This is a genomic window from Actinoplanes sp. CA-051413 (genome assembly GCF_050955795.1).
Lineage (GTDB): Bacteria > Actinomycetota > Actinomycetes > Mycobacteriales > Micromonosporaceae > Actinoplanes.
Map to the genome: position 1 here is coordinate 2,400,925 of NZ_CP192100.1, position 22,606 is coordinate 2,423,530.

Here is a 22,606-nt window from a genome sequence, read left to right on the forward strand (position 1 = left end):
CCTACCGAGCCGTCGCCTTCCGGAGGTCGCTGAGCCACTCGACGCCGAGCCGGTGACCGTCGGGGAACTGGTCGTCGCGATCCCAGCGCCACGCAGTGATCATCGCCAGCGTGACGGCCCGGCAGTCGCGGAGCAGGTCGTGGTCGACGCCCGGGTAGAGGTCTGCGACCTTGTCGGGTGCGTGGGCCAGGTCGAATTCGATCGGCCCCTGGCAGCACGTCTCGAAGTCGATGAAGAGCGGGCCGGTCGCGGTCGGGAGCAGGTTGCCCGGGTGAGGTTCGCCGTGCAGAAGTTGTTCGGGGCGGCCGCTGTCGCTGACGGCTTGGCGCAGGCGGTCCAGCGTGCCGGCGAGAAAGGCCCGGTCCTCGTCAGTGAGCTTCGGCGTTCTTTCGTGGTCGGCCACGAGCGTCTGGGCCTCGGAGATCCGGTCCGTGAAATGCGGGGTGCGCAGGTCGACCCGGCGCATCCCGGCATGCAGACGTTCGAGCGCGCTGGCGTAGTCCGCGGGTGGGATCGCTTGGGTGGTCACCGGTTCGTAGTAGGTCCATAAGGTGATGACGAAGTCGTCCCGCGCGAAGACCTCGGGTGGTTCCAGTGCGGCCACCGGGCTGCCGACCTCGAACAGTCGCTGAGCGATGTCCAGTTCGAACTGGGCGGACTGGTGTGCTGCCGGTGCGACTCGGGCCAGCACGTCGCAGGGCTGGAGGCGCAGGGTGAGCTTGTTCGAGTTGTGCAGCACGACTGCGTCGTGGGCGGTCAGGCCGAGTGAGGAGGCGGTTGATAGGGCTGCTTGGGTTGCCCGGTGGGCCGCGTACGCCTGCATCGGAGCACCGTAACTCGGCGTTGTCGGAGCAGCAGCCGTATTTCGATCTCCCTGCGTCACTGCGAAGCATCCGAGGCACGGACCAACGCTCTGAACGCACCCGGCGTTGCCCACCGCCCACGCACGTGGCAACGGCCGCCGGTTCCGGTACGAGACGGTCTCACAGCCTGTGGCCCGGCAAGGGGTGGCGAGAACCGATCGGTGTGTCTAGCCGGGGAATACTGGTGGGCGGTGCCGTACGAGCTGGGCACGTCGGCTGCCGACTTCCCGAACCGACCGCAGACCGAGGACGAACTGTGGGCTGACGAAACCGTTCAAGAGTGCGGTACGCACTCGATCCTCGACGTGCGATGGGTGGTGACCGAGCTCAAGGACGCCGACTACGGGACGGTCAGGACAGTCAGCGAGGCGGAAGCGCTTGAGCGGTCGGGTGTCACCAAGCCGACCCGGGCTCAGGTCGAGGCATTGGGGCCCCTGGCTCAGGAGCGATGGTTCGGTAGGTGTGCGGTACTGCACGACACTGCGGGGAAACCGAACGAGATCTACTTCTGGGGATTCTCCGGAGATTAGCCACCGCGACGGCCGCTAAGTGCCCGGCATCAACGCTCAGGAGCAGGCCATCGGGTTACTGCGGCTGGTCATTCGTTGTCCGAGCGATAGCCGAGGTTGGGCGCCAGCCATTTCTCCGCTTCGGCGACGGTCCAGCCTTTGCGGCGGGCATAGTTCTCGACCTGGTCGCGGCCGATCTGGCCGAGCACGAAGTACTGCGACTGCGGATGGGAGAAGTACAGGCCGCTGACAGCGGCGCCCGGCCACATGGCCATGCTCTCGGTCAGCTCGATCCCCGTGTTGGCCCGGACGTCGAGCAGTTGCCAGATCGTCTGCTTCTCAGTGTGCTCGGGGCAGGCCGGGTAACCGGGAGCAGGTCGGATGCCGATGTACTTCTCTTTGATCAGCGCCTCGCTGTCGAGGTTCTCGTCGGGCTGGTACGCCCAGAATTCGGTGCGGACGCGTTCGTGGAGCCGCTCGGCGAAGGCCTCGGCCAGCCGGTCGGCCAGCGACTCCAGCAGGATGGCGCTGTAGTCGTCCATAGCGGCCTTGAACTCGGCGATCTTGTCGCCGATGCCGAGACCGGCGGTCACCGCGAACGCGCCGACATAGTCGGGTAGGCCGGTGTCGCGGGGCGCGACGAAGTCGGCGAGGGATCGGTGTGGCACTCCGGCCCGGTGTTCGGTCTGTTGCCGCAGCTGATGCAAGGTGCTGAGCACCGCGGTGCGGTCCTCGCTGGTGTACAGCTCGATGTCGTCGCCGACCGCGTTGGCGGGGAACAACCCGATGACACCGGCCGCGGTGATCCACTTCTCGGCGATGAGCCGGTCGAGCATCGTCTGCGCGTCGTCGTACAGTCGGCGGGCGGCTTCCCCCGTGGCCGGGTTGTTGAGGATGTCGGGGAACCGGCCCTTCATCTCCCACGCGTTGAAGAACGGCTGCCAGTCGATGTACTCGCGCAGTTCGCTGAGCGGGTAGTCGGCGAACGTCTTGACGAACTGGTGTGCCGCCGGTGCCGGCCGGCCGGCCTGATGGACCCGCGGCGACTGCGCGGCGATCAGTCGGGGCCGCGGCGGGCGGTAGCCGGCCCAGTCGATCGGTGTGTGATTGTCCCGAGCTGCCGAGATCGGCAGCATCACCTTCGTGTCGTTGCGGGCGGCGTAGCGTTCGCGCAGGGACTCGTAGTCGGCGGCGACCTCGGCAAGCAGAGCGGGACGCTGCTCGTCGGACAGCAGCGCTGCGACGACCGGAACCGAACGCGAGGCGTCCTTCACCCAGATGACCGGCCCGTGGTATTTCTGGTCGACCTTGACCGCGGTGTGCGCCCGCGAGGTCGTGGCGCCGCCGAGGAGCAGGGGAATCTGCAGTCCGCGGCGCTCCATCTCGGCCGCGAAGCCGACCATCTCCTCCAGCGAGGGGGTGATCAGCCCGGACAGCCCGATGGCGTCGGCACTGTGCTCCTCAGCCGCGGCGAGGATCTTCTCGGCGGGAACCATGACGCCGAGGTCGATGACCTCGTAGTTGTTGCACTGCAGAACGACGCCGACGATGTTCTTGCCGATGTCGTGCACGTCGCCCTTGACGGTTGCCATGATGACGACACCGTTGCTTCGCCGGGCGTCTCCTGGTTTCTTGGTCGCCTCGATGAACGGGATCAGGTAGGCGACCGCCTTCTTCATCACCCGCGCCGACTTGACCACCTGAGGCAGGAACATCTTCCCGGCGCCGAACAGGTCACCGACGACGTTCATCCCGGCCATCAGGGGCCCCTCGATGACTTCGATGGGCTGGCCGCCGCGGCCCTCGATGAGCGCCCGGAGTTCCTCTGTGTCGGCCTCCACGTGATCGTCGATGCCTTTGACCAATGCGTGGGTGATGCGTTCTCCGACGGGCAGTGAACGCCAAGCGTCGTTGACCGCCTCGGCCTTGCGGCCGTCACCGGCGAACTCGGTAGCGATCTCCAGCAGCCGTTCACCGGCGTCGCGACGGCGGTTGAGGATCACGTCCTCGATGCCCTCGCGCAGTACCGGATCGACCTGGTCGTAGACGGTCAGAGCGCCGGCGTTCACGATGCCCATGTCCATGCCGGCGCCGATGGCGTGGTAGAGGAAGACGGCGTGGATGGCCTCCCGGACGGCGTTGTTGCCGCGGAACGAGAAGGAAACGTTGGACACGCCGCCGGACACCAGAGCGCCGGGCAGGTTCTGCTTGATCCAGCGCGTGCCTTCGATGAAATCGACGCCGTAGTTGGCGTGCTCCTCGATGCCGGTCGCGACCGCGAAGATGTTCGGGTCGAAGATGATGTCTTCGGCCGGGAAGCCGATCTCGTCGACGAGGATCCGGTAGGCCCGCTCGCAGATCTGCTTGCGGCGCTCGAGATTGTCGGCCTGACCGTCTTCGTCGAAGGCCATCACGACGACGGCGGCGCCGTACTTGCGGCACAGCCGGGCCTGGGCACGGAACTTGTCCTCGCCCTCCTTCAGCGAGATCGAGTTCACGATCGGCTTGCCCTGCACACAGCGCAGGCCGGCCTCGATGACCTCGAACTTCGACGAGTCGATCATCAACGGGACGCGGCTGATGTCGGGCTCGCTCGCGATCAGCTTGACGAAGCGGTCCATCGCGGCGAGGCCGTCGATCATGCCCTCGTCCATGTTGATGTCGATGACCTGGGCGCCGTTCTCGACCTGCTGACGGGCGACCGACAGCGCGGCCGGGTAGTCGCCGTCGCGGATCAGATTGCGGAACTTCGCCGAGCCGGTGATGTTGGTCCGCTCGCCGATGTTGACGAACAGCGACTCGGCAGTGATGTTGAGCGGCTCCAGGCCGGACAGCCGGCAGGCCGTATCGGAGCCGGCCGGCACCCGCGGGGCGAGGCCCTCGACGGCAGCGGCCATCGCCGCGATGTGTTCCGGGGTGGTGCCGCAGCAGCCGCCGAGCACGTTGAGCAGGCCGCTGTCCGCGAACTCCCGCACGATCCCGGCTGTCTGCCCCGGCATCTCGTCGTACTCGCCGAACTGGTTGGGCAGACCCGCGTTCGGATAGCAGGAAACGAAGCAGTCGGCCAGGCGCGACACCTCGGCCAGGTAGGGTCGCATCTCCTGCGCCCCGAGGGCGCAGTTGAGCCCGATCAGCAGAGGCTGCGCGTGCCGTACCGAATTCCAGAACGCCTCGGTGACCTGACCGGACAGGGTACGGCCGGAAGCGTCGGTGATGGTGCCCGAGATCATCACCGGCCAACGGCGCTCACGCTGCTCGAAGAGAGTTTCCAGCGCGAAGATCGCCGCCTTGGCGTTCAGCGTGTCGAAAATCGTCTCGACCATCAGGATGTCGGCGCCGCCGTCGACCAGGCCGTTGGCCTGCTCCAGGTACGCCTCGACCAGTTCGGTGTACGTGACGTTGCGCGCGCCGGGGTCGTTGACATCCGGCGAGATCGACGCGGTCCGGTTCGTCGGGCCCAACGCACCCACCACGAACCGCGGCCTGGCCGGGTCGACCGCGGTCGCCGCGTCGCACTCAGCCCGGGCCAGCCTGGCAGCCTCGAGGTTGAGCTCGTACGCGATGTCCTGCATGCCGTAGTCGGCGAGCGAGATCCGCTGGGCGTTGAAGGTATTGGTCTCGATCAGGTCCGCTCCGGCCCGCAGGTAATCGCGGTGGATCTCCCGGATCGCCTCGGGCTGGGTCAGCGACAGCAGGTCGTTGTTACCCCGCAGGTCGCTCGGCCACTCGGCGAACCGCTCGCCCCGAAAGTCCTGTTCAGCGAAAGCATGCCGCTGGATCATCGTGCCCATCGCGCCGTCGAGGACGAGGATCCGAGACCGCAGAAGCTCGGTGAGTTGTGCCGTGGCATCTGGGCGCAAGAGCATCAGAAGATGCTCTCACCCTGGACGTCGGGCCGCCAATCAGGATCGGACACGTCAGCGACACCACAGTCGCGCCCATCACTACGATGTCGCCGAGCGGCCGCCCGACCCTCGCATCAGCAGGAGGAACATGATGTTCGTCGTCTTCGTGACCGGCGTACGCAGTTCCGGCAAATCCACCCTTGCGCGGTACTTAGCGCTCAACGGGCATGACGCGGTCAGTCTCGACGACGACACGGCCTGGACGGCCGGCACTTCACGCCACTGGGATCCGGACCGCCTCGATGCCCTCATCAGCACCGCCCGCGATCGGGGCGTACAAACCCTGTGGCTGGTCGGACACGCCGACAACGCCCCGGACCTCAGCGCCCGGTTCGACGTGTGCGCCCTGCTGGACATCGATCAGACAACGGTGGTCCATCGCGTGGGTCAACGTCGCGGCGACAACCACTTCGGCGACTCCGGCGCCGCCCTGCAGAAGGCCCTCGAAAGCCACACCTCCTTCCTGGCGCAATGGCGCCGACGCGGAGCCGTTACCGTCGACGCCACCGCGCCGGTACAGGCCGTCGCCCAGCAAGTCCTGACAGCGGTCGCCGCGACCGTGCTGACCCGCGAGCCGCATTAGCGCACACCGTCGTCGAAGACATCGTCCGCCGACAGCACACCCGTCCTGCGCCGGCTCACGCACACCTGCCCGACTGGATCCTTCTGCTCGGCACCCCGAGTCCTGGCGGACAGGGCGTTGCAGATGACCGATGCCGATCTGGGCCACGTCCAGACCATCGCGGCGAACTACGAGCACCCTGGTTACGCCCTGCCGATGACGGGTCAGCGCATTACGCACAACCACGTCACTACCTTCGCAGCGATTACGGATCTCGAGGGCGAAGTCCGGCCCCTGAACCGGACTCGACGGCGGCGGCAGAAGCAACGGCCCGGCCGGTTCACGCCGCACCCTCCGAACTCTGTCTCCGGGTTGTGAACGCGAGCCTGCAACATCCGCTCACGCCGCGTTGAAGCGTGCTGATCTCCGCTGTACGTTTCATCGACCGTATTCCAAGGCCTCGTGGACGCGCTCCGCGGCGTAGCGCGTTTGCTCGTCGAAGAGTACGAGACGAACCACGTCCACGGCGGGCGGTGCGGCGTGCAGCGCGTTGACGATGGCGTCGACCGGCTGAGCCGTGATGTCGCCAGTGACCAGCTCGATCCGCACTGCCATACCTCTCAGGTCAGTAGAACTGATAGCCGTGCCATGACCGGGCCGGGCAGACGATTACCCGCCGATGCAATCCGGGAAATTGAACAAGATCATGTGCGCTCTCGTGTCTCCGAGAGGGGCATCCGGCGAGCAGCGCTGACTCTTGCTACAGGTTGCTGCGCTTGACGGGAAGCCAACTCGTGAGAGTCGGTACCAGGGCGGACACCAGCTGCTCGCCGAAGATACAGAGCGTCTGTTCCCAGGGATGTCCGAAGGTCCCCGTGCTCATGTCCTCGGTGAGGAAGATGTAGTAGTCCCCGTTCGGGAAGACCGTCGTGGGCCATTGCTGGTCCGACTGGCAGGCGAACAGGTGGGGCCAGAACCGGTACGTTTGGTGCTGCCAGTCGAGCACGACAATGCTGGTGTCGGGGTCCAGCACTCGGGTGAGCGCGACCAGCGCGAGGCTGTTGATGGCGTCCGCGCCGGCCGCGAACTGCGCGTGGCTGCCGGCGAAGATCGGTCCGAGGTCGACGGTGACCGACGGCCGGGGCTCTTCTATCGCGGGCCAGGATCGCATGCCGGGCCGGAAGGCGAAACGCTGGTAGAAGGGGTCCCAGTACGTGTCGTCGGCATCCATGGGGATCGGTTCCCAGGCAGGCCGAGCCGACGGAGTGGACTCGGTCGGGCGGTCATCTGCCCCGTGGACAATGCCGGCCAGTTTCTCCTGGATGCCGCGCAGCACCGTGATGGTGTCACGGTCGGTGAAGCCGGTGTCGGACGTCCAGTCCCGCGACCAACCCAGCGTCTCGCTGGCGAATGCCAGCTCGGTGGCCAGCAGAAGGCGGCGGCACTCACGACGCGACACGGGACGTAACGCATCGAGGAGGCCGACGAGCCGTGGCACATCCGAGCGCAGTGCGTTGCGATCTCGGTAGCCGAGAAGGTCGACGACCGCTTCCCTGTCACCGTCCGGGCGCTCCCACTCCGTCATGCCGAACCGAAGCAGTAGCCGTTCGACTGGCGTGAGGCTACTCAGATCGACCTGCGCATCCATGTCCACCGGCTGATCATCCAGCAGTCGATATCCAGCCGCGTACTCATTTGCCGCCGAGATCGCGCGCGGCGACGAGCGGTGCTCCCCATGCGTACGCTGCCCGGATGCAGATCGACCTGGTTACAGTGATCGTCGATGAGTACGACCCGGCCATCGACTTCTTCACCGGCATACTCGGGTTCGATCTTGTCGAGGACTCTCCGGCGCTCACCGATGACGGGCGCCCCAAGCGCTGGGTGGTCATTCGCCCTCCCGGCGCACAGACAGGCATCCTCCTTGCTCGTGCAGACGGAGAGCGCCAAACCGCAGCGGTTGGTGACCAGGCAGCCGGTCGAGTCGGGTTCTTCCTTCGCGTCGATGACTTCGACGCCGCATATCAAAGGATGACCATGGCCGGCGTCACGTTCGTCCGTGAGCCGCGCACCGAACCGTATGGCCGTGTCGCAGTTTTTCTCGACATCGCCGGTAACAGGTGGGATCTCCTTGGAGCTCTCCAAGCCGAAGAAGACAAGGCGGGCCACCAAACGCACTGATCTGCCGCCTGGTGTGCGCCGCCCACCGAGAGCGGTCACGCGGCGAGCGGGCTGCGTAGCTAGGGTTACCGCCGTGCCTTGAGGTTGTCGTGGCGTAGCGTGACATCGTGAGTGCCGTACGTGTATTCGAAACCAGGGAGTACCGGCCGGAGTACGGGCTGCTTCTGCTGGTCGACAACTGCGTGGCGTGGGATGCCGCCGAGGACCCGGTGGTGCCGCATCACCGTGATCGCGGAGACACCCAGGCGGGTACGTTCGCGGGATCGGGTGCCGGCTGGCTATCCGCCCAGGCGGACGATCTAGCCCCTCACGCGATACGCCTTGAGCTGCATGACGGTCCTTCTCCGGAGGACCGGACAGCCTTCGACGACTTGCTGGAGACGCCGTTCCGCTCCAGCTCAGGCGGGTTGACGTTGGCCACCCTGACAGGCGGGTACGGCGCAGCCGACTTCCACCTGGGTGACGCCGAATGGTTCAGAACACGGGTGGCCCGGTGGCGAGCCGATACCGCAGGTCAGCCGGGGTATCACTGGCTGATCTCCTGCTGGCCCGTCACCATCGTCGAACCTCCCGTCTGGCTCGCCCGTCGCGAAGCGACCGGGGCCGAGCCCACTGACGTGGCCCGTGACGTCGAATCCGTGCTGAGGTGGACGCCGCAGTTACCTGTCCGGACCACGATGGCATCACTGGCGCAACGGTTACTCCTCGGTGAGACGGCACTGCGTGACGGCTTGGCTTCCGCAGAGGACAAGGGCCTGCTGCACGTCGATGACGGACCGGAACTGCGGTTGTGGCTCGGCCGGCGAACAACATCCTGACCGGTTCGGCTCCGCATCTCAGTGGCTCAGTTGGCCAAGCGCGGCGCCAGCGACGACGTGGCAACGTCAAGGGTCTCAGTGGCGGATGTCGCGTCAGGAGAGACGGAGGTGCAGGTAGGAGCGGTCGTCGAAGCTGGTCTGGCCGGCCATGACCCCCTTGGTCCCGCGCAGCGGGCCGATGCAGTACGGGTCCTCGGCCAGCAGCTCGGCCAGCCGCGCCTCGGTCTCCGCCAACGTCGGCAGGATCACCGGATATCCGTCGCTGGCCAGCACCAATTCGTCGACGTGCGCAGGGACGTCGTGCACGACGATGAGCGAGGACGGCACCGGGCGGCCGTCGATCGCCGCGAAGCCGTAGGGGCCGATGGTGTTGCGCAGGGCGCCCTGGCGAGATATCAGTACCCGGGCCGCGGCCCGGCCCGGATCGCTGACGGCGAGATCCAGCCCTCCGATGGCGATCTCGGCCGCGATCACTGCCGCCCTGAACTCGGCGGCGATCCGGTCGAGCGGCTTGCGCGGCCGCCCCACCCCCGCCGGCATCCCGGCGTAGGAGAAGCCCACATCCCCGATCTGCCACACCTGCCGGCGCCGCCGCGAGTAGATGGTCACCGACGCGCTCGGACGCAAATGCGCCGGCAGCTCCGGGTCGATCCGCTCCGCGAGCGTCGACGTCAGGCGGAGAGTGGCCGACTCCACGTCGGCGTCCTCGGGGAGGGTGGTGATGGCCGAGACGCAGGCTGCCATCGCCCAGCGGCCGCCCGTGACGGCCGGCATGCCGTACCCCTGGCCGGTTATGTCTGTGGCGCCGTCCACGATCGCTGCGTGACCTTCCGTCACGATGACGGCGTCCTCGCAGAGCTGGGGATCGCCGGCCTTGCCGGCGACGAAGGTTTCGACGACCCGCACGCCGGTCAGCCGTCGGCCCAGAGTTCCAGGTCCAGGCGTTGCAGCACGTGCGGGGCGAACATTCCGAAGACCGACAGGATGGCGATCAGCGTGAACACAGTGCGTAGCACCAGCACCTCGCCGCGACCTCCGACCTTGATCGCTATGCCGTTCGGGACGCCGATCATGCGCCACATGCGGCGGCCCATCGGAATCGGCCACAGGATCGGTACGCCGTTCTTCGTGATCATGTCGCCCAGCAGGTGCACGACGCAGCCCACGCCGACCGCGAAGCCCAGCATCGGATAGCCGCGGTCGCCGGGCAGGTTCGCCGCCGTGAACCAGGCGATCACGCCCGACGCCAGGGTCACGATCAGCCAGCCGGCGCGTTCGGCCCACTCGTCGAACAGGCCGCGCAGGGCCAGGCCGGCCATGAAGAACACCACTGCCACGACCGCCCACTTGCCGGAGCCCGCGCACAGCGCCGTCGTGCCCCAGCCGACCAGCGCCGCGAACGGCAGCGTGTGGGTGAACGTACGGTGACCGTTGTTGCGGCGCGGGTCCTTGCTCAGTTTCGTCGCCGTGTAGATGCCGAGCGAGATCTTCTCGATGACCTCGGCCACGAACAGCGAGAACACGCCGAACGTGCGGGCCACCGTCGCGCCGCCCTGGTTGCGGGTCACCTTGCCGGACAGGTCCAGGTCGGGCAGCAGGGCGCCGCCCGCGCAGACCGTGGTGCCGACCGCGATCGCGAGCGGCGACTGGGCGTACCCCGCGAAGTGATCCAAGGCCCAGCTGCCGGCCAGCCAGACGGCCGCGCCCGACAGTGCGTGCGACGGACCCATCATGGTCGTGCCCACCCCTCCCCGTAGCCCCGGCGCGACACGGCCGGGGGTAAACCTGGCAACTGTCGCAGAGCGGGGAGGGGCGGGCAACGACCGCCACGTCTACTATGGAGTGTTTACCATCACCTATAGGTCGGTGCGTTCCACGGGGCGACGTGGTGGCGGTAGCCGTACTCGGCCCGGTAGCGGCCGTACCGCGCGTGCCGCATCAGGCCCATGACCAGGAAGACCAGCGGGATCGCGGGCCAGAAGAAGTGCGCCCCGGAGAGCGCCCAGAGAGCGGTCAGGAAGAGGGCCAGCGTCGCGACGAAGCCGGCGTGCCGGCGTACGCCCCGGCGTGTCGCGGCCTGCGCCTCCGGTGTCGCGGCCAGCGCGCGGCGGCCGTTGTCGGGCAGGTCGGCGGTCAGCGGGGCGAGCTCGTCGCGGTACTTGGCGGCGTACACCTGACCGAGCCTTTCCTCGCCCTCCTCGAGGGTGAGCCGGCCCTCGGTCATCGCGGCCCGCAGGATCTCGGCCACCTGCTCGCGCTCGGTGTCGGAGGTGCGGAGCCGATTCGGACCGGACCGGGTGGTGTCGCTGGGATACACGGTGACCTCCTGAAACGTGGCGGGACTGACTTCCAGGGTGACGGATCCGGCGCCGGGCCGCGTCGCCCCGGCGGAGCATCCGGTACGCCCACCGGTACGCCCTGAGGAGTACGCGATGGCCGGCCGTAGTACCTGAGGCGCAGGGCACCGTCGTTCTTGGTGCGGATGCCCGGGTGAGCAGCGGTGCCGTAGGTTCGGGAACGTGCCAGACCGGGGTGTACGCGACCAGCCGTCTTCCCTTCGTGGGAGACCGTCTGCCGCTGCCCGCAAGGCGGAGTGGCAGGAGTGGCGCCGCCGCAGCCGCTCGGGGCGGTTCCGGTCGGCGGACTGGCCCGGGTATGCACGCCGCCGATCGCGGCACGGGCACTGGCGCGGGGCGGTCATCACCGCTCTCTGCTTCCACATTTTCGGCAACTGGCCGTACGCCGCCCACCTGGCCCACCCCCGGGACGTCATCGCGTGCGCGTTGCTGCTGGTCGGCCCGCTGGCCCTGGCCTGGCGGGGACGCGCGCCGGTCGTGGTCCTCGCGGTCGCCGGCGCGGCGTCGATCGGGTACGCCGCCCTCGCCGTACCGTCCTGGACCTACGCCGTCGCGCCGGTCATCGCGTTGTTCACCGCGGTGCGCACCGGTCACCGCCGATCCGCCCTGATCACCGTGGCGGCCGGCTACCTGGCCTACCTCCTCGTCATGTTCCTCTGCGCCGATCCGCTCGGACTCTCGCCCGCCGCCCGCCCGACCCCGCGCGACGCCGTGCTCACCGCCTTCGGGCTGGCCCTGACCGGGTTCCTCGGCAGCGCCGCCGGGGCCCGGGCCGCCTATCTCGCCGAGATGTCCAAGGCCAACGCCGAGCGCGCCCGCGCCCGCGAGGAGCAGGAACGCCGCCAGGCCGCCGACGAGCGGTTGCGCATCGCCCGCGAGCTGCACGACGTGCTCGGCCACCACCTGTCACTGATCAACGTGCAGGCCGGGGTGGGCCTGCACCTGATGGACAACCGGCCGGAGCAGGCCCGCGAGGCGCTGACCGCGATCAAGACCGCGAGCGCGGAGGCCCTGCGGGAGGTTCGCGCCGTGCTCGGCGTGCTGCGCCCCGAGGAGGAGGCCGCACCCCGCCAGCCCGCGCTCGGCCTGGACCGCCTCACCGACCTCACGGCGGACGCCGGGCTGCCGGTGACGACCGAGACCGTGGGGGAGCGGCGGGACCTGCCGGCGGAGGTGGACCGCGCGGCGTACCGGATCGTCCAGGAAGCCCTGACGAACGTACGCCGGCACGCGGCCACCGGCGCCTCGGCCACTGTCTCGGTCACCTACGCCCCGAGCGAGCTGCGCTTGACGATCCGCAATGATGCCGGCCGGTCGGCGCCGCGACCGGACACCGACGTGGCTCCGGGGACTGACGACGGCGGCAGCGGCATTGCCGGGATGCGGGCCAGGGCCGCCAGCCTCGGCGGCTCCCTCGAAGCGGGCCCGTTGCCCGACGGCGGCTACCTGGTCTCCGCGGTTCTGCCCACCACCCCGACAAGGGAGCCTGCATGATCACCGTGCTGCTGGCCGACGACCAGGCCCTGGTGCGGGCCGGGTTCCGGGCCCTGCTGAACGCCGAGCCGGACATCGAAGTGGTCGCCGAGGCGGGTGACGGGCTGGAAGCGGCCCGGCTGGCCGCCGAGACCCGCCCGGACGTGGTCCTCATGGACATCCGGATGCCGGGCGTGGACGGGCTGGAGGCGACCCGTCGCATCGCCGCGGACCCGGACCTGGCCGCCACCCGGGTGGTCATCCTGACCACGTTCGAGCTGGACGAGTACGTCTTCGAGGCGCTGCGCACCGGGGCGTCGGGCTTCCTGGTCAAGGACACCGAACCGGTGGAACTGCTGCGCGCGGTCCGGGCGGTCGCGGCCGGCGACGCCTTGTTGTCGCCGAGCGTCACCCGGCGGGTCATCGGCGAATTCGCGACTCCGGGCGGGCGGGGTCGTCCGTCGGTGCCGCCTGAGGAGGCCGAACGCGTCCTGGAGCAGCTGACCGATCGGGAACGGGAGGTGATGGTGCTGGTGGGCGAGGGGTTGTCCAACGACGAGATTGCGGCCCGCCTGCTGATCAGTCCGGCGACGGCGAAGACCCACGTCAGCCGGACGATGGTGAAGCTGGGGGCTCGGGATCGGGCGCAGGTGGTGGTTCATGCCTATGAGGCGGGGTTGATCCGGCCGGGCTGGCTCGCCTGAGGTCGTGCGGCCGAGCGAAATGCGGTGGGGCGCGGGCTGGGGGGTGCGGCGCAAGCTGGGCGGGGCGCGGCCGGGTGAGATGCAGTGCGGCCCGGGTGATCGCGGCTGGGCGAAGCCCAGCAGCCGGTTCAGACGCCGGCGGCGACAGCCACTCCGAGCAGAACCAGCACCCCGCCGGTGACCACCTGCACCCGGCGATGCACCGCCGGCCGGGACGCAAACGACCGCCCCCGATTCACCGCCCACGTGAACAGCAGGTACCAGCAGGCCGTAACCAACGCCCACAAGCCACCGAGAGCAAGGCTCGACAACAGAACCGGCCCGTCCGCCGTCACGAACTGGGGGAGCAGCGAGATCGCGAAGACCCCGGCCTTGGGATTACCGAGGTTGGTCGCCAGCCCGGCAAGGTAGCCGCCCCACCGCACCGGCGGCTCTGGCGCTCCGGCTGCCGGCGGAGTCTTGCGCAAGGACAGCAAGGTGCTCACGCCCAGGATGGCCAGCACCGCGCCACCGGCGGCGCGGATCACTGCGTACGCGCCGGGGTTGGCCAGGACGACCGCCGACAGGCCGGCGGCGGCCGCAGTCGTCCAGACCAGCAGCCCGGTCGCCGTGCCCGCGATGCCCGCCCACGCCGCGCGCAGTCCACCGGCCAGGGTCTGGCGAACCACAAGGGCCTGTCCGGCGCCGGGGAGCATCGCGAGCAGCCAGGTCGTGACCACAAAAGCGGCAAGGTGAGTGGGCATGAACCCAGCGTGCGGACAAACGAGCGTGAAGTGAAGGCCGCATTTCCGCAGGCAGCGTTAGATATTCTTCACGCATGGAGCCGGCCCAGCTGCAACTGCTCGCGCTGATCGACCGCTTCGGCTCGATGGCCGGTGCGGCGCAGGCGCTGGGCCGCACCCCCGCAGCGGTCACTCAGCAGCTCGCCAAGGCGGAGCGCGAGCTGGGCACCACCCTCGTGCATCGCGGGCCGCGTGGCGCCGCCCTCACCGCCGCCGGCGCCCTGCTGGCCCAGCACGGACGCGTCATCGACGAGGAGACCCAGCGCGCCGCTTCCGGGCTCGACGGGCTGCTCGGACGGCTCTCCCTGCGGCTGCGCATCGGCGCTTTCCAGGCCGCCGCTCTGCACCTGCTGCCTCCGGCGCTCACCGCGTTGCGTCACCGCTACCCGGACGCCGACCTGACCGTCACCGACATCACGTCCGACGTCGGCATCGACGAGGTTGTCGCCGGCCGCCTCGACGTGGCGGTCATCGCCTCCTGGGACACCCCGCTCACGCCGCCGGAGCGGGTCACCGTTCATCCGTTGCTGCGCGACCCCATGGTCGTCGTGCTGCCTGACGACCATCCCGCGCTGGCCGCGCCGGGGCCGGTCGGGCTGGCGCAGCTGCGCGAGGAGGCCTGGGTGACCATTCTGGCCGGTCACGCCGCCCGGGCCCAGTTCGACCGGGTCACCGCCGCCGCCGGCTTCGTGCCGCGGATCCGCTTCCAGACCGCGTCGTACGACGTCGCCCAGGCACTCGTGGGCACCGGCATCGGCGTCGCCCTGGTGTCGCGGCTGGCGCTCGCCCACGCGCCGGGTACCGCCCACCGAGCTCTGCGTCCGCCCGTGCCGCACCGCGACCTGCAGGTCGTCACGATGACCGATGCCACCGTCACGCCGCTGGTCGCGGTGTTGCTGCGGCTGCTCCGGGATGTCGCGGCCAAAGGTGATGCGGACGGGTGAGGGCCCGATCGGGGCCAGTGGTGGTGCACGCCTACGAGCGGGTTGATCCGGCCGGACGGCCACCATCCTGGGCGGCCCCGCCGCGTGGAATGCGGACTCAGTAGGCGTCGGTGGAGTACAGCACGACTGCCAGGACGATCAACCAGAACAGACCGCCGCCCTCCTTGCGTACGTCTTCCTCGGTGAGGTCGAGGTCGCTCAGCAACCTCAATGCCGGCTCGCGATCGTCATTGAGGAGAGCTTCGACGAGCGCTTGCATGCGGTCCGGCGCCGACCTGAGCCGATCGGCGAGGATTTCCGCGTCACGGGTGGCGAGCGCCAATTGCTCACGCCCGATGGATTCCGGAATGCGGATTCGATTGATCTTTTCGATGATCTGTGCAGTGCTCATGGCTGAGACTCCGATTCTCCGAGTAATGGTGTCCGGTCACCCGGAGGTGCCCTGCGGACAGGGCACCTCCGGTTCATGTCGTCGGTCAGGAAGTGGAGACGTAGAGATCGGTGACGCCGCTGTTGATGGCCCACACCGGGACTCCCCACCACCACCGGTCGATGCACGCGGTGCTGCCGCTGGGCACTGACAGGTACTCCGGCCCGGCTGCCGGGCTCGTCGACTGCACCGTGAGCGTGCCGGTACGCCCGTCGTAGTTCGTCGCGCACAGTCTGGTCGCACCCCAGAACCAGGTGGAGTAGAGCTGCTGCTCACCCGGGTTCAGCTGGGTCGTGGCACCGGCCACGGCGTTCGGCTTGGCGACGACCGGGGAGCCCGTGCCGGCCTGGGCTGTCCCCGCGAGCCCGGCCACCATGCCGGCGGCGAGCAGGGTCGGGACGGCAACGCGGCGGATGGCATTTCGGATCATGTGTGCCTCCTTCGATGAACCGGCGGATTTCCCGCCGATGCCTTTTTCGGCTGAGGTCGAGCATTCACCGCAGTCGCTTCTATTTCGTCCCTTCCGGGTAGCAGTTCGTGGATCCCCGGTTTGACGTATCGCTACGGCTGAAGACGTATTCACGCCGGTGGCGGGATGCGCACCAGGCCGATTTGATACGCGGTGGTGACGGCGTGCGCGCGGTTTCTGGCGCCGAGCTTGGTCAGTATTCGACCGACATGGGTTCGCACCGTCAGATTGCTGATGAAGAGCTGCCGGGCTATCTCGGCGTCCGACATGCCGCGGCTCAGCAGGACCAGCACCTCCTGCTCGCGGGGGGTCAGCCGGTCTGTCGACGTGGACCGGTTCTGGCCGCGGACAGGCCGGCCGGCCAACTCGATGAGCAGATCGGCCGTGACAACCGGATCCAGCCATGTCCCGGCACCGGCGACGGCTCGTACGCCGCCCACCAGCGCTTCGGTGGCACTCTGCTTCAACAGGTAGCCGGCGGCCCCCGCGCTCAGGGCTTCGCCGACGATCTGGATGCTGCGGTGGACGGTGAGGACCAGCACGCGGGAGGTGCCGCAGGCACCCACCTTTCCGATGATGTCGATGTCGTCCGGCGGAACGTCCATCACGACCACGTCCGGCCGGTACGCGTCGGTGCTCTCGACGACCCGGCCGACGGACACCTTGGCGACCACCTCGATGTCGGGCTCAGCGTTCAGCAGGGCGCTGACGCCGGCGCTCACGAGCGGCTCGTCGTCAGCGACAAGGACCCGGATCATCGTGGTGGCGCCTGCTCGGTGATGATGCCCAGCGCCCACCGCATGCGTGCGACGGCAGCATCCGGGCTGTCACCGAAGACCGCTGCCATCTCGGCCGCACAACGTCTGATGCCGCCCCGCGAGCGGACCGCTTGGGCCACAGCCTCGTGAGCCTCGGCGGGGGTGAGTGGTGCGCCCGTCGGCACGAAGGAGGCGAACAGAGCCTCAGCGCGCGCGATGACGATGCACTGGCGATTGTGGTTCATCCGGCTGCTCCAGTCCTGCGACGTTGTGGCTTGCCACGTCATCGTCGAACCGGGCAGGCACCGGGGTCGTCAGGGTGACGACCCTGAAAGTTGAGTGGCGAGGGCCTCCTTGAGGCCGTCCCGGCCCGTGACGCCGAGCTTGCGATAGACGGCTGCGAGGTGCGTCTCGACGGTCTTGACGCTGACGTACAGCTCCTCGGCGATGCGTCGGTTGGTGCCGCCCTGCGCGGCCCGGTCGGCGACGATCCGCTGGCTGCTGGTCAGAGATTCAACGCCACTGATCCGGGTCTGCCGGACCCGGCTACCGGCAGATCTCAGGTCCGCCAGCACCCGGTCGTGCAGCCGGGTCAGGCCGAGGCGATCGGTCAGATCCAGCGCCGCCGCGAGGTGCTCACGGGCCTCGACCAGATGCCCGTCGCGCCGCAGCGCGGCACCGTAACTCGCGAGCACCCGGGCGCGCACGGGCAGGCGCGGTGTGTCGGCGCAGACCTGTGCCGCCTCGGCGAGAAGCGAGGTGGCGTCGTGGGGATTCCGTGCGAATCTCGCCCGTCTGCGCAGGGCGAGAGCGAGCCGGAACGACGGTCCGTGACCGCGGCGGATGGCGAGCTCCCGGTCGGCTTCGGCGAGGGCGGCAGCTTCGTCGTGGAGCATGCTGTACGCGTGGCTCGCGACGAGGTGCGGCTCTTGCTGAACTTCGGTTTCGTGCACCGGCCCGTCAGGTGCCAGGGCGTAGCCGTTCTTCGCCAGGATCGACAGCGCCGCAGCCGGTCTGCCGGACAGTAGTTCGCCGAGTGCACGAGCCAGGGTCTCGCCGGCTGGTTCGCGCAGGAACATCAGCCCTGCCTCTGCGTAGTCCCCACGCTCGAGCGCTATGCACCCTCGAACGTAGTGGCCGAGGCTCGCATAAATGGTGTAGCCGTACCGGTGCGCGAACTCTTCCGACCCGGCCAGTTGGGCCAGCGCGTCCTCGAACCGACCCCGGCGTACCAGATTGAGGATCGCCCGATTGTTGAACTCGGCCTGGAGGTCCGGCGCGACCCCCCGGAGCCGGGCTATGTCGGGCTGGATCCGGACCAGTACCTCGTCCGCCTCGGTCATCGCCTCACTGGCCGCGAGATACGCGACTGCTTCCAGGGCGGCGAAGATCTCCCGATAGGTCAGCGGCCGGTCGGCGGGCAGGTCCCGCACGGCACGCCGGAGATGGCCCAGGAACTCTGCTTCCGAGCCCGCCTGGGCGGCACGGCGATGAAGCGCAGCGCAGATGAGCAGGTGACGTTCCTCGCCGGAGCGGGCCGTGAGCTGTCCGATGTCGACGTCGGTAAGACGTGGAGGAGCTGTCGCGATTGATCCGGTCGCGGCGTGCGCCAGCAAGATGGCTCTGAGACGGATCTCGTCCGGAGTGTCGCCGTACGGTTCGACGGCGAGGGCGCGTCTGTGTACCTCGTCCACGGCGTCGTGGTCGTCCAGTTCATAGAGCACTTCGAGCAGCTCCCACATCGCCGCGATCGACGTGCCGCGCGGACCCGACCGGACGACCTCGAAGAGGTGGGCACGGGCGGCGTGGATCGCGCCCGTAGCGCGTTCCGCGAGGGCGAGTGCGAGCAGTATGTCGGGGCGGAGCTCCGGCGTCGGTGGTTCCGCGAGCGCACGGCTCAGCAACTGGACCGCTCCGGTGGCCGAGCCGGTCTCGAGATTGGTGCGAGCTTCGCTCAGCAACAGCCGGCACACCCGTGCCGACCCTGCTGCGGGAGCCGCCACCAGATGTTGGACGACTCGCGAGATCGGCGCACCGGCTTTCTGCAGAACGCCGGCGGCCCGGGCATGCAGCGCGTCGATGACGCCGGGTTCCGCGCTCTGCTCCACCGCCGCCCGGATCAACGGGTGAACGAACGCGATCGGCTCACCCTGGGCGAGTACGGCGGCTGCCGTCAACCGGGCGGCCTCACGCCGGCCGTGGGCGTACGGCAGCCCCGCGAGCTGCGAGGCGTGCTTGAGGGAGGCATCGTCGCCGAGTGTCGCCGCCGCTCGGGCGAGGCGTCCGGCGGCGTCGCCGAGCTCGGCCAGCCGAGCGCGCACCGTCCGGGTCAGTGCGTCGGCACCGCTACGTTGCACCTGGTTCGCCGTGGCGGCATCAGGGATGCCGCCTGCCGCCAGCAACGGGCGGATGATCTCGCGGAGATAGAAGACGTTGCCCCCGCTGGAGGACGAGCACACGTCGGTGAACGTCTCGTCGGGCTCCTGCCCGAAAGCGGTGCGGAGCACCGCGCGCACGCCGGCGACCGACAACGGCCCGGGCTGTAGCAACCGTGCGGTCTCGCCCATCGTCAACCTCGCCACCAGGGGTTGAACGGCCGGGTTCTCGGCCGGTCGGAGGGCGACGAGCACCATGATGCGTTCGTCGCTGAGGTCGGTCGCGAGATCGGCTATCACGCGCAGGGAGTCGGTGTCCGCCCAGTGGGCGTCATCGACGGCCAGCAGCACAGGGCCCTCGTCGGCCAATGAGGCCAGCAGGGATTGGCAGCCGTAGTCCACCCCGGGCGCCAGGGTCGCACCGGGTGTGAAGAGCGCGGCTGCGAAACCGCTCGGGCCCGTCAACGCGGACGGTCCACCCCGTCGCTCCACTGCGGCCGCGAGAAGTCGCCGTAGCAGGTCGTACGGCGCAGTTGCTTCCACCTGGTGTGCGCGGGCCGCCAGGACATCGACGTCCTGGGCCAGTGCAAGCCTGCGGGCCGCCGCAACGAGTGCCGTCTTGCCCTGACCGGCGACGGCCTCGATGATCAGGACACAACTCCTGGCGGTCCGGATCCGCTTCAGACCCGCACCGATGACGGCCAGCTCGTGCTCGCGCTCCACCAGAGAGCCGGCGCCTGCATAGTCCGTTGCCGCACCGGGTGGCCATCCGACCATGGATTTGATCCTAGGCCGTTTCGACGTTCCGACGCATGCCGATAAAACCCGCTCAGTCAGATCTTGGTAGCCGGATTGACGACGCCTCACTGCCTGCTGGAGCCTGTTGCCACGATGGTGCCGGCATGTCTCAGGTCAGGGGATAGCCATTGAGTGACGACAATGTGCCCGCCGAGGTCGACGTCTTCATCAGTCTGACCCGTGACGAGATCCGCGCGCTGCCGCGGGAGGCGCGTGATGCCCTGGAAAGACTGATCGTCGAATTGCGGGCGGCGGGGTCTGTGGCAAGGCCGCTCACCGCGATTGCCACCGAGATCACCGACATCGCCGGCTCGGTCACCGATGTGCCGACGGACGTGCTGCCTGCGGGCGTGGAGCTGCGCGCGATGTTGATGCGCTCCGCGGAGGAGCTACGACTCCACGACAGCTTCTGCGCCGGGCCGTACCCGGATTCGTCCGGCAGCGGGACGTGTACGCGGATCATGATTTCTCAACCGCCCGTCGAACGGTCGACGCCATCCCCGTACGTCATTATCGGCAGGGAGCTCATCCGTCTGCCGAGGCCTGCGTCGGCCGACGACCCGACGCGTCCCTGAGATGAAGGAATCAAGGTACAACGTCTGGGTCGACAACGGCCCGTTCCACTATGTCTACAACGGCCTGTCGGGTACGACTGCCGTCGTTCCCGCGACCCAGCGAGAACTGATCACCGCTTTCCTCGCCGGCGACGATCCGGCCGGGCTCGACGCGGCTGTGCTGCATTCCCTCGTGGTCGGGCGGATGGTCATCACCGACGAGACCGACGAAGTCGAGGTGCTCCAAGAGCGGTACCGGCGGACCCGGCGCAACTCCGACGCGTTCCACCTCACCATCGTGACCAGCCTCGGCTGCAATTTCGACTGCCCGTACTGCTTCGAGGCCAAGCACCCCTCGCTCATGGACGAGGCGGTCCAGGACCGGCTGCTGCGCGTCGTCGAGACCAGGCTGGCGTCCGTCCGGCGGTTGTCGGTCCTCTGGTACGGCGGAGAGCCGCTGATCGGCCTCGCCGGTCTGCTGCGCATGTCGGACGCTTTCCGTACCCGTACGGAGGCAGCCGGTGCCGATTACAGCGCCTCGATCCTGACCAACGGCTATCTGCTGACCGCCGAGGTGGCCGAGCAGCTGAGCGCGCACGGGGTCCGGTCCGCCCAGGTGACCGTCGACGGGCCGGCGGAAACCCATGACCGGCGGCGCGCACTCACCAGCGGCCGGGGCAGTTTCGCCACCATCCTGGCCAACGTCGTGGCCGTGGCCGACATCCTTGCTGTCTCCGTCCGCGTCAACCTTGATGCGGACAACGTCGGCGACTACGGACGGCTGCTCGAGGTGTTGGCGGACGCCGGCCTCGCCGGGCGGGTTACGATCCACCCCGGCCAGATCGTCGCCGCGGACGTCGATCCCGCGGCGCCGAGCGCCTCCTACCACGCCGGCTGCCTCGGCCGATCGGAGTTCGCCGCGGTCGAGCGTGACTTCTTCCGAGCAGCCGCGAGCTTCGGCTTTTCGGTGCCGGGTCTGCCGAGCCCGGTCGGCGCGCCGTGCACGGCGGTCCGCGACGACGAGTTGGTGGTCGGCTCCCGGGGCGAGCTCTACAAGTGCCCCGAGACTGTCGGAAACCCGGCCGAGGTGATCGGCAATCTGCTCACCTGGCCTCGCGCCGGCGACCGGCTGCTCCGCTGGCTGACCTTCGAGCCGTTCGACGACGAAGAATGCCGCTCCTGCCGAGCGCTGCCGGTGTGTATGGGGGGCTGCGCCCATCACGCCATGAACTCAGGCCTACGGGACTCGCGATGTTCGACGTTCCGCTGGCGGTATGACGAACAGGTCTCCGCTCTCGTCAGTCGCCGGGACAGGTGAGGGCTGCGCGCCTACTTCTCGACGTACTTCTTCAGGATCTCGTAGTACTGGCGGTCGCCGACCTGGCTGTAGACGTTCCGGTCCGCGCCGAGCAGCACCATGAACGGGCACTCCTCGTCCTCGCCCGACAGCGTCTTCTCGATCACTTTCTTGCCCGTCGCCACCTCGTACAGGGCCAGGCGGTACTTGGCCTCGCGCAGCGGGATCTTGAGGCCTTTGGGGTCGTCGTACTTGCAGCTCTTGAGCTTCTTGCCGGTCTGCACCAGGTCCACGCAGGCCACCAGGCGCACCTTGCCCGGCGACGACGGGTCCCACGCCTGCTGCTTCGGCTTCGTGTACCAGTTCGGGATGTCGAACAGGGTGGCCTCGTGCTTGGTGTCGAAGTCCTTGCTGTCCTGGGCGAAGATGCTGACCGGCTGGGTGCCCGACGACTTCACCTTCGGCGACTTCGGGTAGTACCACTGCTCGCAGACCCGCTTGAGGTCGTCGGCTGTGCGTACCGGATAGGTGCTGGCCCGGGGGCCGGTGACCGTCTCCGCCTCCGGGTCCGCGGACGCGCCCGGCGCGGCCGACGCGCCCGGGAAGCTCAGGCCCTTCGTCACCGGTGGCGTGGTCGACCGCATCGCGTGCACGCCCAGGAAGCCGGCCCCGCCCAGGCAGCCCAGCACGACCACGACAGCGGTGATCGTCCCCCAGACGCGCCGGCGCGAGCGCCGCGGCTGCGGCTCCGGGGCCTGCCACGGCGGAAATGCCGGCTGATCAGGTGTTGCGCGCGTTTCATCCATGGGTCGCCTCCCCGTGTACCG

General features: G+C 68.7%; 24 protein-coding genes. 10 read left to right on the forward strand and 14 right to left on the reverse strand.

The features are described 5' to 3' along the window. Position 1 precedes the first annotated feature (1 nt). Complete coding sequence (locus ACQP2Y_RS11495; protein ID WP_433727102.1) at positions 2-823, reverse strand: phosphotransferase family protein; 822 nt, start codon at positions 821-823, stop codon at positions 2-4. A 231-nt stretch (positions 824-1,054) separates the two neighbouring features. Here ACQP2Y_RS11495 and ACQP2Y_RS11500 point away from each other — a divergent pair, with 231 nt between their 5' ends. Beyond that, the gene (locus ACQP2Y_RS11500; RefSeq protein WP_433727104.1) at positions 1,055-1,393 is read left to right on the forward strand and encodes a hypothetical protein; all 339 of its coding nucleotides are present in this window, start codon (positions 1,055-1,057) and stop codon (positions 1,391-1,393) included. A 68-nt stretch (positions 1,394-1,461) separates the two neighbouring features. On the opposite strand, the gene metH is transcribed toward ACQP2Y_RS11500, so the two are convergent. Next, on the reverse strand, positions 1,462-5,238 hold the full coding sequence (gene metH / locus ACQP2Y_RS11505; protein ID WP_433727106.1) for a methionine synthase: 3,777 nt from the start codon (positions 5,236-5,238) through the stop codon (positions 1,462-1,464). A 127-nt stretch (positions 5,239-5,365) separates the two neighbouring features. On the opposite strand from metH, the gene ACQP2Y_RS11510 reads away from it, so the two are divergent. Continuing rightward, positions 5,366-5,860 carry a hypothetical protein gene (locus tag ACQP2Y_RS11510; protein WP_433727108.1) on the forward strand — a complete coding sequence of 165 codons (495 nt, stop codon included), beginning with the start codon at positions 5,366-5,368 and terminating at the stop codon, positions 5,858-5,860. Between the two features lie 123 nt (positions 5,861-5,983). Further along, positions 5,984-6,217 (forward strand): hypothetical protein, encoded by a 234-nt coding sequence (locus ACQP2Y_RS11515; protein WP_433727110.1) that lies wholly within the window; start codon positions 5,984-5,986, stop codon positions 6,215-6,217. A gap of 60 nt (positions 6,218-6,277) precedes the next feature. On the opposite strand, the gene ACQP2Y_RS11520 is transcribed toward ACQP2Y_RS11515, so the two are convergent. Further along, the gene (locus ACQP2Y_RS11520) at positions 6,278-6,448 is read right to left on the reverse strand and encodes a hypothetical protein (RefSeq protein WP_433727112.1); all 171 of its coding nucleotides are present in this window, start codon (positions 6,446-6,448) and stop codon (positions 6,278-6,280) included. A gap of 151 nt (positions 6,449-6,599) precedes the next feature. Beyond that, positions 6,600-7,487, reverse strand: coding sequence for a DUF2716 domain-containing protein (locus ACQP2Y_RS11525; RefSeq protein ID WP_433731906.1), 888 nt, complete (start codon positions 7,485-7,487; stop codon positions 6,600-6,602). Between the two features lie 104 nt (positions 7,488-7,591). On the opposite strand from ACQP2Y_RS11525, the gene ACQP2Y_RS11530 reads away from it, so the two are divergent. After that, positions 7,592-8,020 carry a VOC family protein gene (locus tag ACQP2Y_RS11530; protein WP_433727114.1) on the forward strand — a complete coding sequence of 143 codons (429 nt, stop codon included), beginning with the start codon at positions 7,592-7,594 and terminating at the stop codon, positions 8,018-8,020. Positions 8,021-8,127: 107 nt separating this feature from the next. Further along, positions 8,128-8,838: a hypothetical protein gene (locus tag ACQP2Y_RS11535; protein ID WP_433727116.1), complete on the forward strand. Its 711-nt coding sequence runs from the start codon at positions 8,128-8,130 to the stop codon at positions 8,836-8,838. A 93-nt stretch (positions 8,839-8,931) separates the two neighbouring features. Here ACQP2Y_RS11535 and ACQP2Y_RS11540 read toward each other — a convergent pair whose 3' ends face one another. The 3 genes from ACQP2Y_RS11540 to ACQP2Y_RS11550 form a co-directional block, all read right to left on the reverse strand. Further along, complete coding sequence (locus tag ACQP2Y_RS11540) at positions 8,932-9,744, reverse strand: hypothetical protein (protein WP_433727118.1); 813 nt, start codon at positions 9,742-9,744, stop codon at positions 8,932-8,934. Between the two features lie 5 nt (positions 9,745-9,749). After that, entirely contained in the window at positions 9,750-10,571 is an 822-nt protein-coding gene (locus tag ACQP2Y_RS11545) for a metal-dependent hydrolase (RefSeq protein WP_433727120.1), read from the reverse strand. 119 nt (positions 10,572-10,690) lie between these two features. Next, positions 10,691-11,155 (reverse strand): DUF1707 SHOCT-like domain-containing protein, encoded by a 465-nt coding sequence (locus tag ACQP2Y_RS11550; protein ID WP_433727122.1) that lies wholly within the window; start codon positions 11,153-11,155, stop codon positions 10,691-10,693. 202 nt (positions 11,156-11,357) lie between these two features. On the opposite strand from ACQP2Y_RS11550, the gene ACQP2Y_RS11555 reads away from it, so the two are divergent. Both ACQP2Y_RS11555 and ACQP2Y_RS11560 read left to right on the forward strand, forming a co-directional pair. Continuing rightward, positions 11,358-12,689, forward strand: coding sequence for a sensor histidine kinase (locus tag ACQP2Y_RS11555; protein ID WP_433727124.1), 1,332 nt, complete (start codon positions 11,358-11,360; stop codon positions 12,687-12,689). Next, complete coding sequence (locus ACQP2Y_RS11560) at positions 12,686-13,372, forward strand: response regulator transcription factor (RefSeq protein WP_360547558.1); 687 nt, start codon at positions 12,686-12,688, stop codon at positions 13,370-13,372. Before ACQP2Y_RS11555 ends, ACQP2Y_RS11560 begins: the two co-directional genes overlap by 4 nt. Before the next feature lie 128 nt (positions 13,373-13,500). Here the strand turns inward: ACQP2Y_RS11560 and ACQP2Y_RS11565 are convergent, their stop codons facing one another. Further along, positions 13,501-14,115 (reverse strand): LysE family translocator, encoded by a 615-nt coding sequence (locus tag ACQP2Y_RS11565; RefSeq protein ID WP_433727126.1) that lies wholly within the window; start codon positions 14,113-14,115, stop codon positions 13,501-13,503. A 74-nt stretch (positions 14,116-14,189) separates the two neighbouring features. Between ACQP2Y_RS11565 and ACQP2Y_RS11570 the strand changes: the two genes are divergently transcribed. Further along, positions 14,190-15,098 (forward strand): LysR family transcriptional regulator, encoded by a 909-nt coding sequence (locus tag ACQP2Y_RS11570; protein ID WP_433727128.1) that lies wholly within the window; start codon positions 14,190-14,192, stop codon positions 15,096-15,098. 97 nt (positions 15,099-15,195) lie between these two features. On the opposite strand, the gene ACQP2Y_RS11575 is transcribed toward ACQP2Y_RS11570, so the two are convergent. The 5 genes from ACQP2Y_RS11575 to ACQP2Y_RS11595 all read right to left on the reverse strand — a co-directional run bounded on the left by ACQP2Y_RS11575 (position 15,196) and on the right by ACQP2Y_RS11595 (position 19,907). Beyond that, positions 15,196-15,489 carry a hypothetical protein gene (locus ACQP2Y_RS11575; protein ID WP_433727130.1) on the reverse strand — a complete coding sequence of 98 codons (294 nt, stop codon included), beginning with the start codon at positions 15,487-15,489 and terminating at the stop codon, positions 15,196-15,198. Between the two features lie 85 nt (positions 15,490-15,574). Beyond that, a complete protein-coding gene (locus ACQP2Y_RS11580) occupies positions 15,575-15,958 on the reverse strand; it encodes a hypothetical protein (protein ID WP_433727132.1) in 384 nt (127 codons plus the stop codon). Between the two features lie 149 nt (positions 15,959-16,107). Next, the gene (locus tag ACQP2Y_RS11585) at positions 16,108-16,755 is read right to left on the reverse strand and encodes a LuxR C-terminal-related transcriptional regulator (RefSeq protein ID WP_433727134.1); all 648 of its coding nucleotides are present in this window, start codon (positions 16,753-16,755) and stop codon (positions 16,108-16,110) included. Further along, positions 16,752-17,000 (reverse strand): hypothetical protein, encoded by a 249-nt coding sequence (locus ACQP2Y_RS11590; RefSeq protein ID WP_433727136.1) that lies wholly within the window; start codon positions 16,998-17,000, stop codon positions 16,752-16,754. Before ACQP2Y_RS11590 ends, ACQP2Y_RS11585 begins: the two co-directional genes overlap by 4 nt. Before the next feature lie 69 nt (positions 17,001-17,069). Further along, positions 17,070-19,907 (reverse strand): AAA family ATPase, encoded by a 2,838-nt coding sequence (locus ACQP2Y_RS11595; RefSeq protein ID WP_433727138.1) that lies wholly within the window; start codon positions 19,905-19,907, stop codon positions 17,070-17,072. 149 nt (positions 19,908-20,056) lie between these two features. On the opposite strand from ACQP2Y_RS11595, the gene ACQP2Y_RS11600 reads away from it, so the two are divergent. Together ACQP2Y_RS11600 and ACQP2Y_RS11605 are read left to right on the forward strand one after the other, a co-directional pair. After that, complete coding sequence (locus tag ACQP2Y_RS11600; protein WP_433727140.1) at positions 20,057-20,503, forward strand: hypothetical protein; 447 nt, start codon at positions 20,057-20,059, stop codon at positions 20,501-20,503. 1 nt (position 20,504) lies between these two features. Beyond that, positions 20,505-21,800 (forward strand): radical SAM protein, encoded by a 1,296-nt coding sequence (locus ACQP2Y_RS11605; protein ID WP_433727142.1) that lies wholly within the window; start codon positions 20,505-20,507, stop codon positions 21,798-21,800. Between the two features lie 11 nt (positions 21,801-21,811). Here ACQP2Y_RS11605 and ACQP2Y_RS11610 read toward each other — a convergent pair whose 3' ends face one another. Then, a complete protein-coding gene (locus tag ACQP2Y_RS11610; protein ID WP_433727144.1) occupies positions 21,812-22,585 on the reverse strand; it encodes a hypothetical protein in 774 nt (257 codons plus the stop codon). Positions 22,586-22,606: the final 21 nt, after the last annotated feature.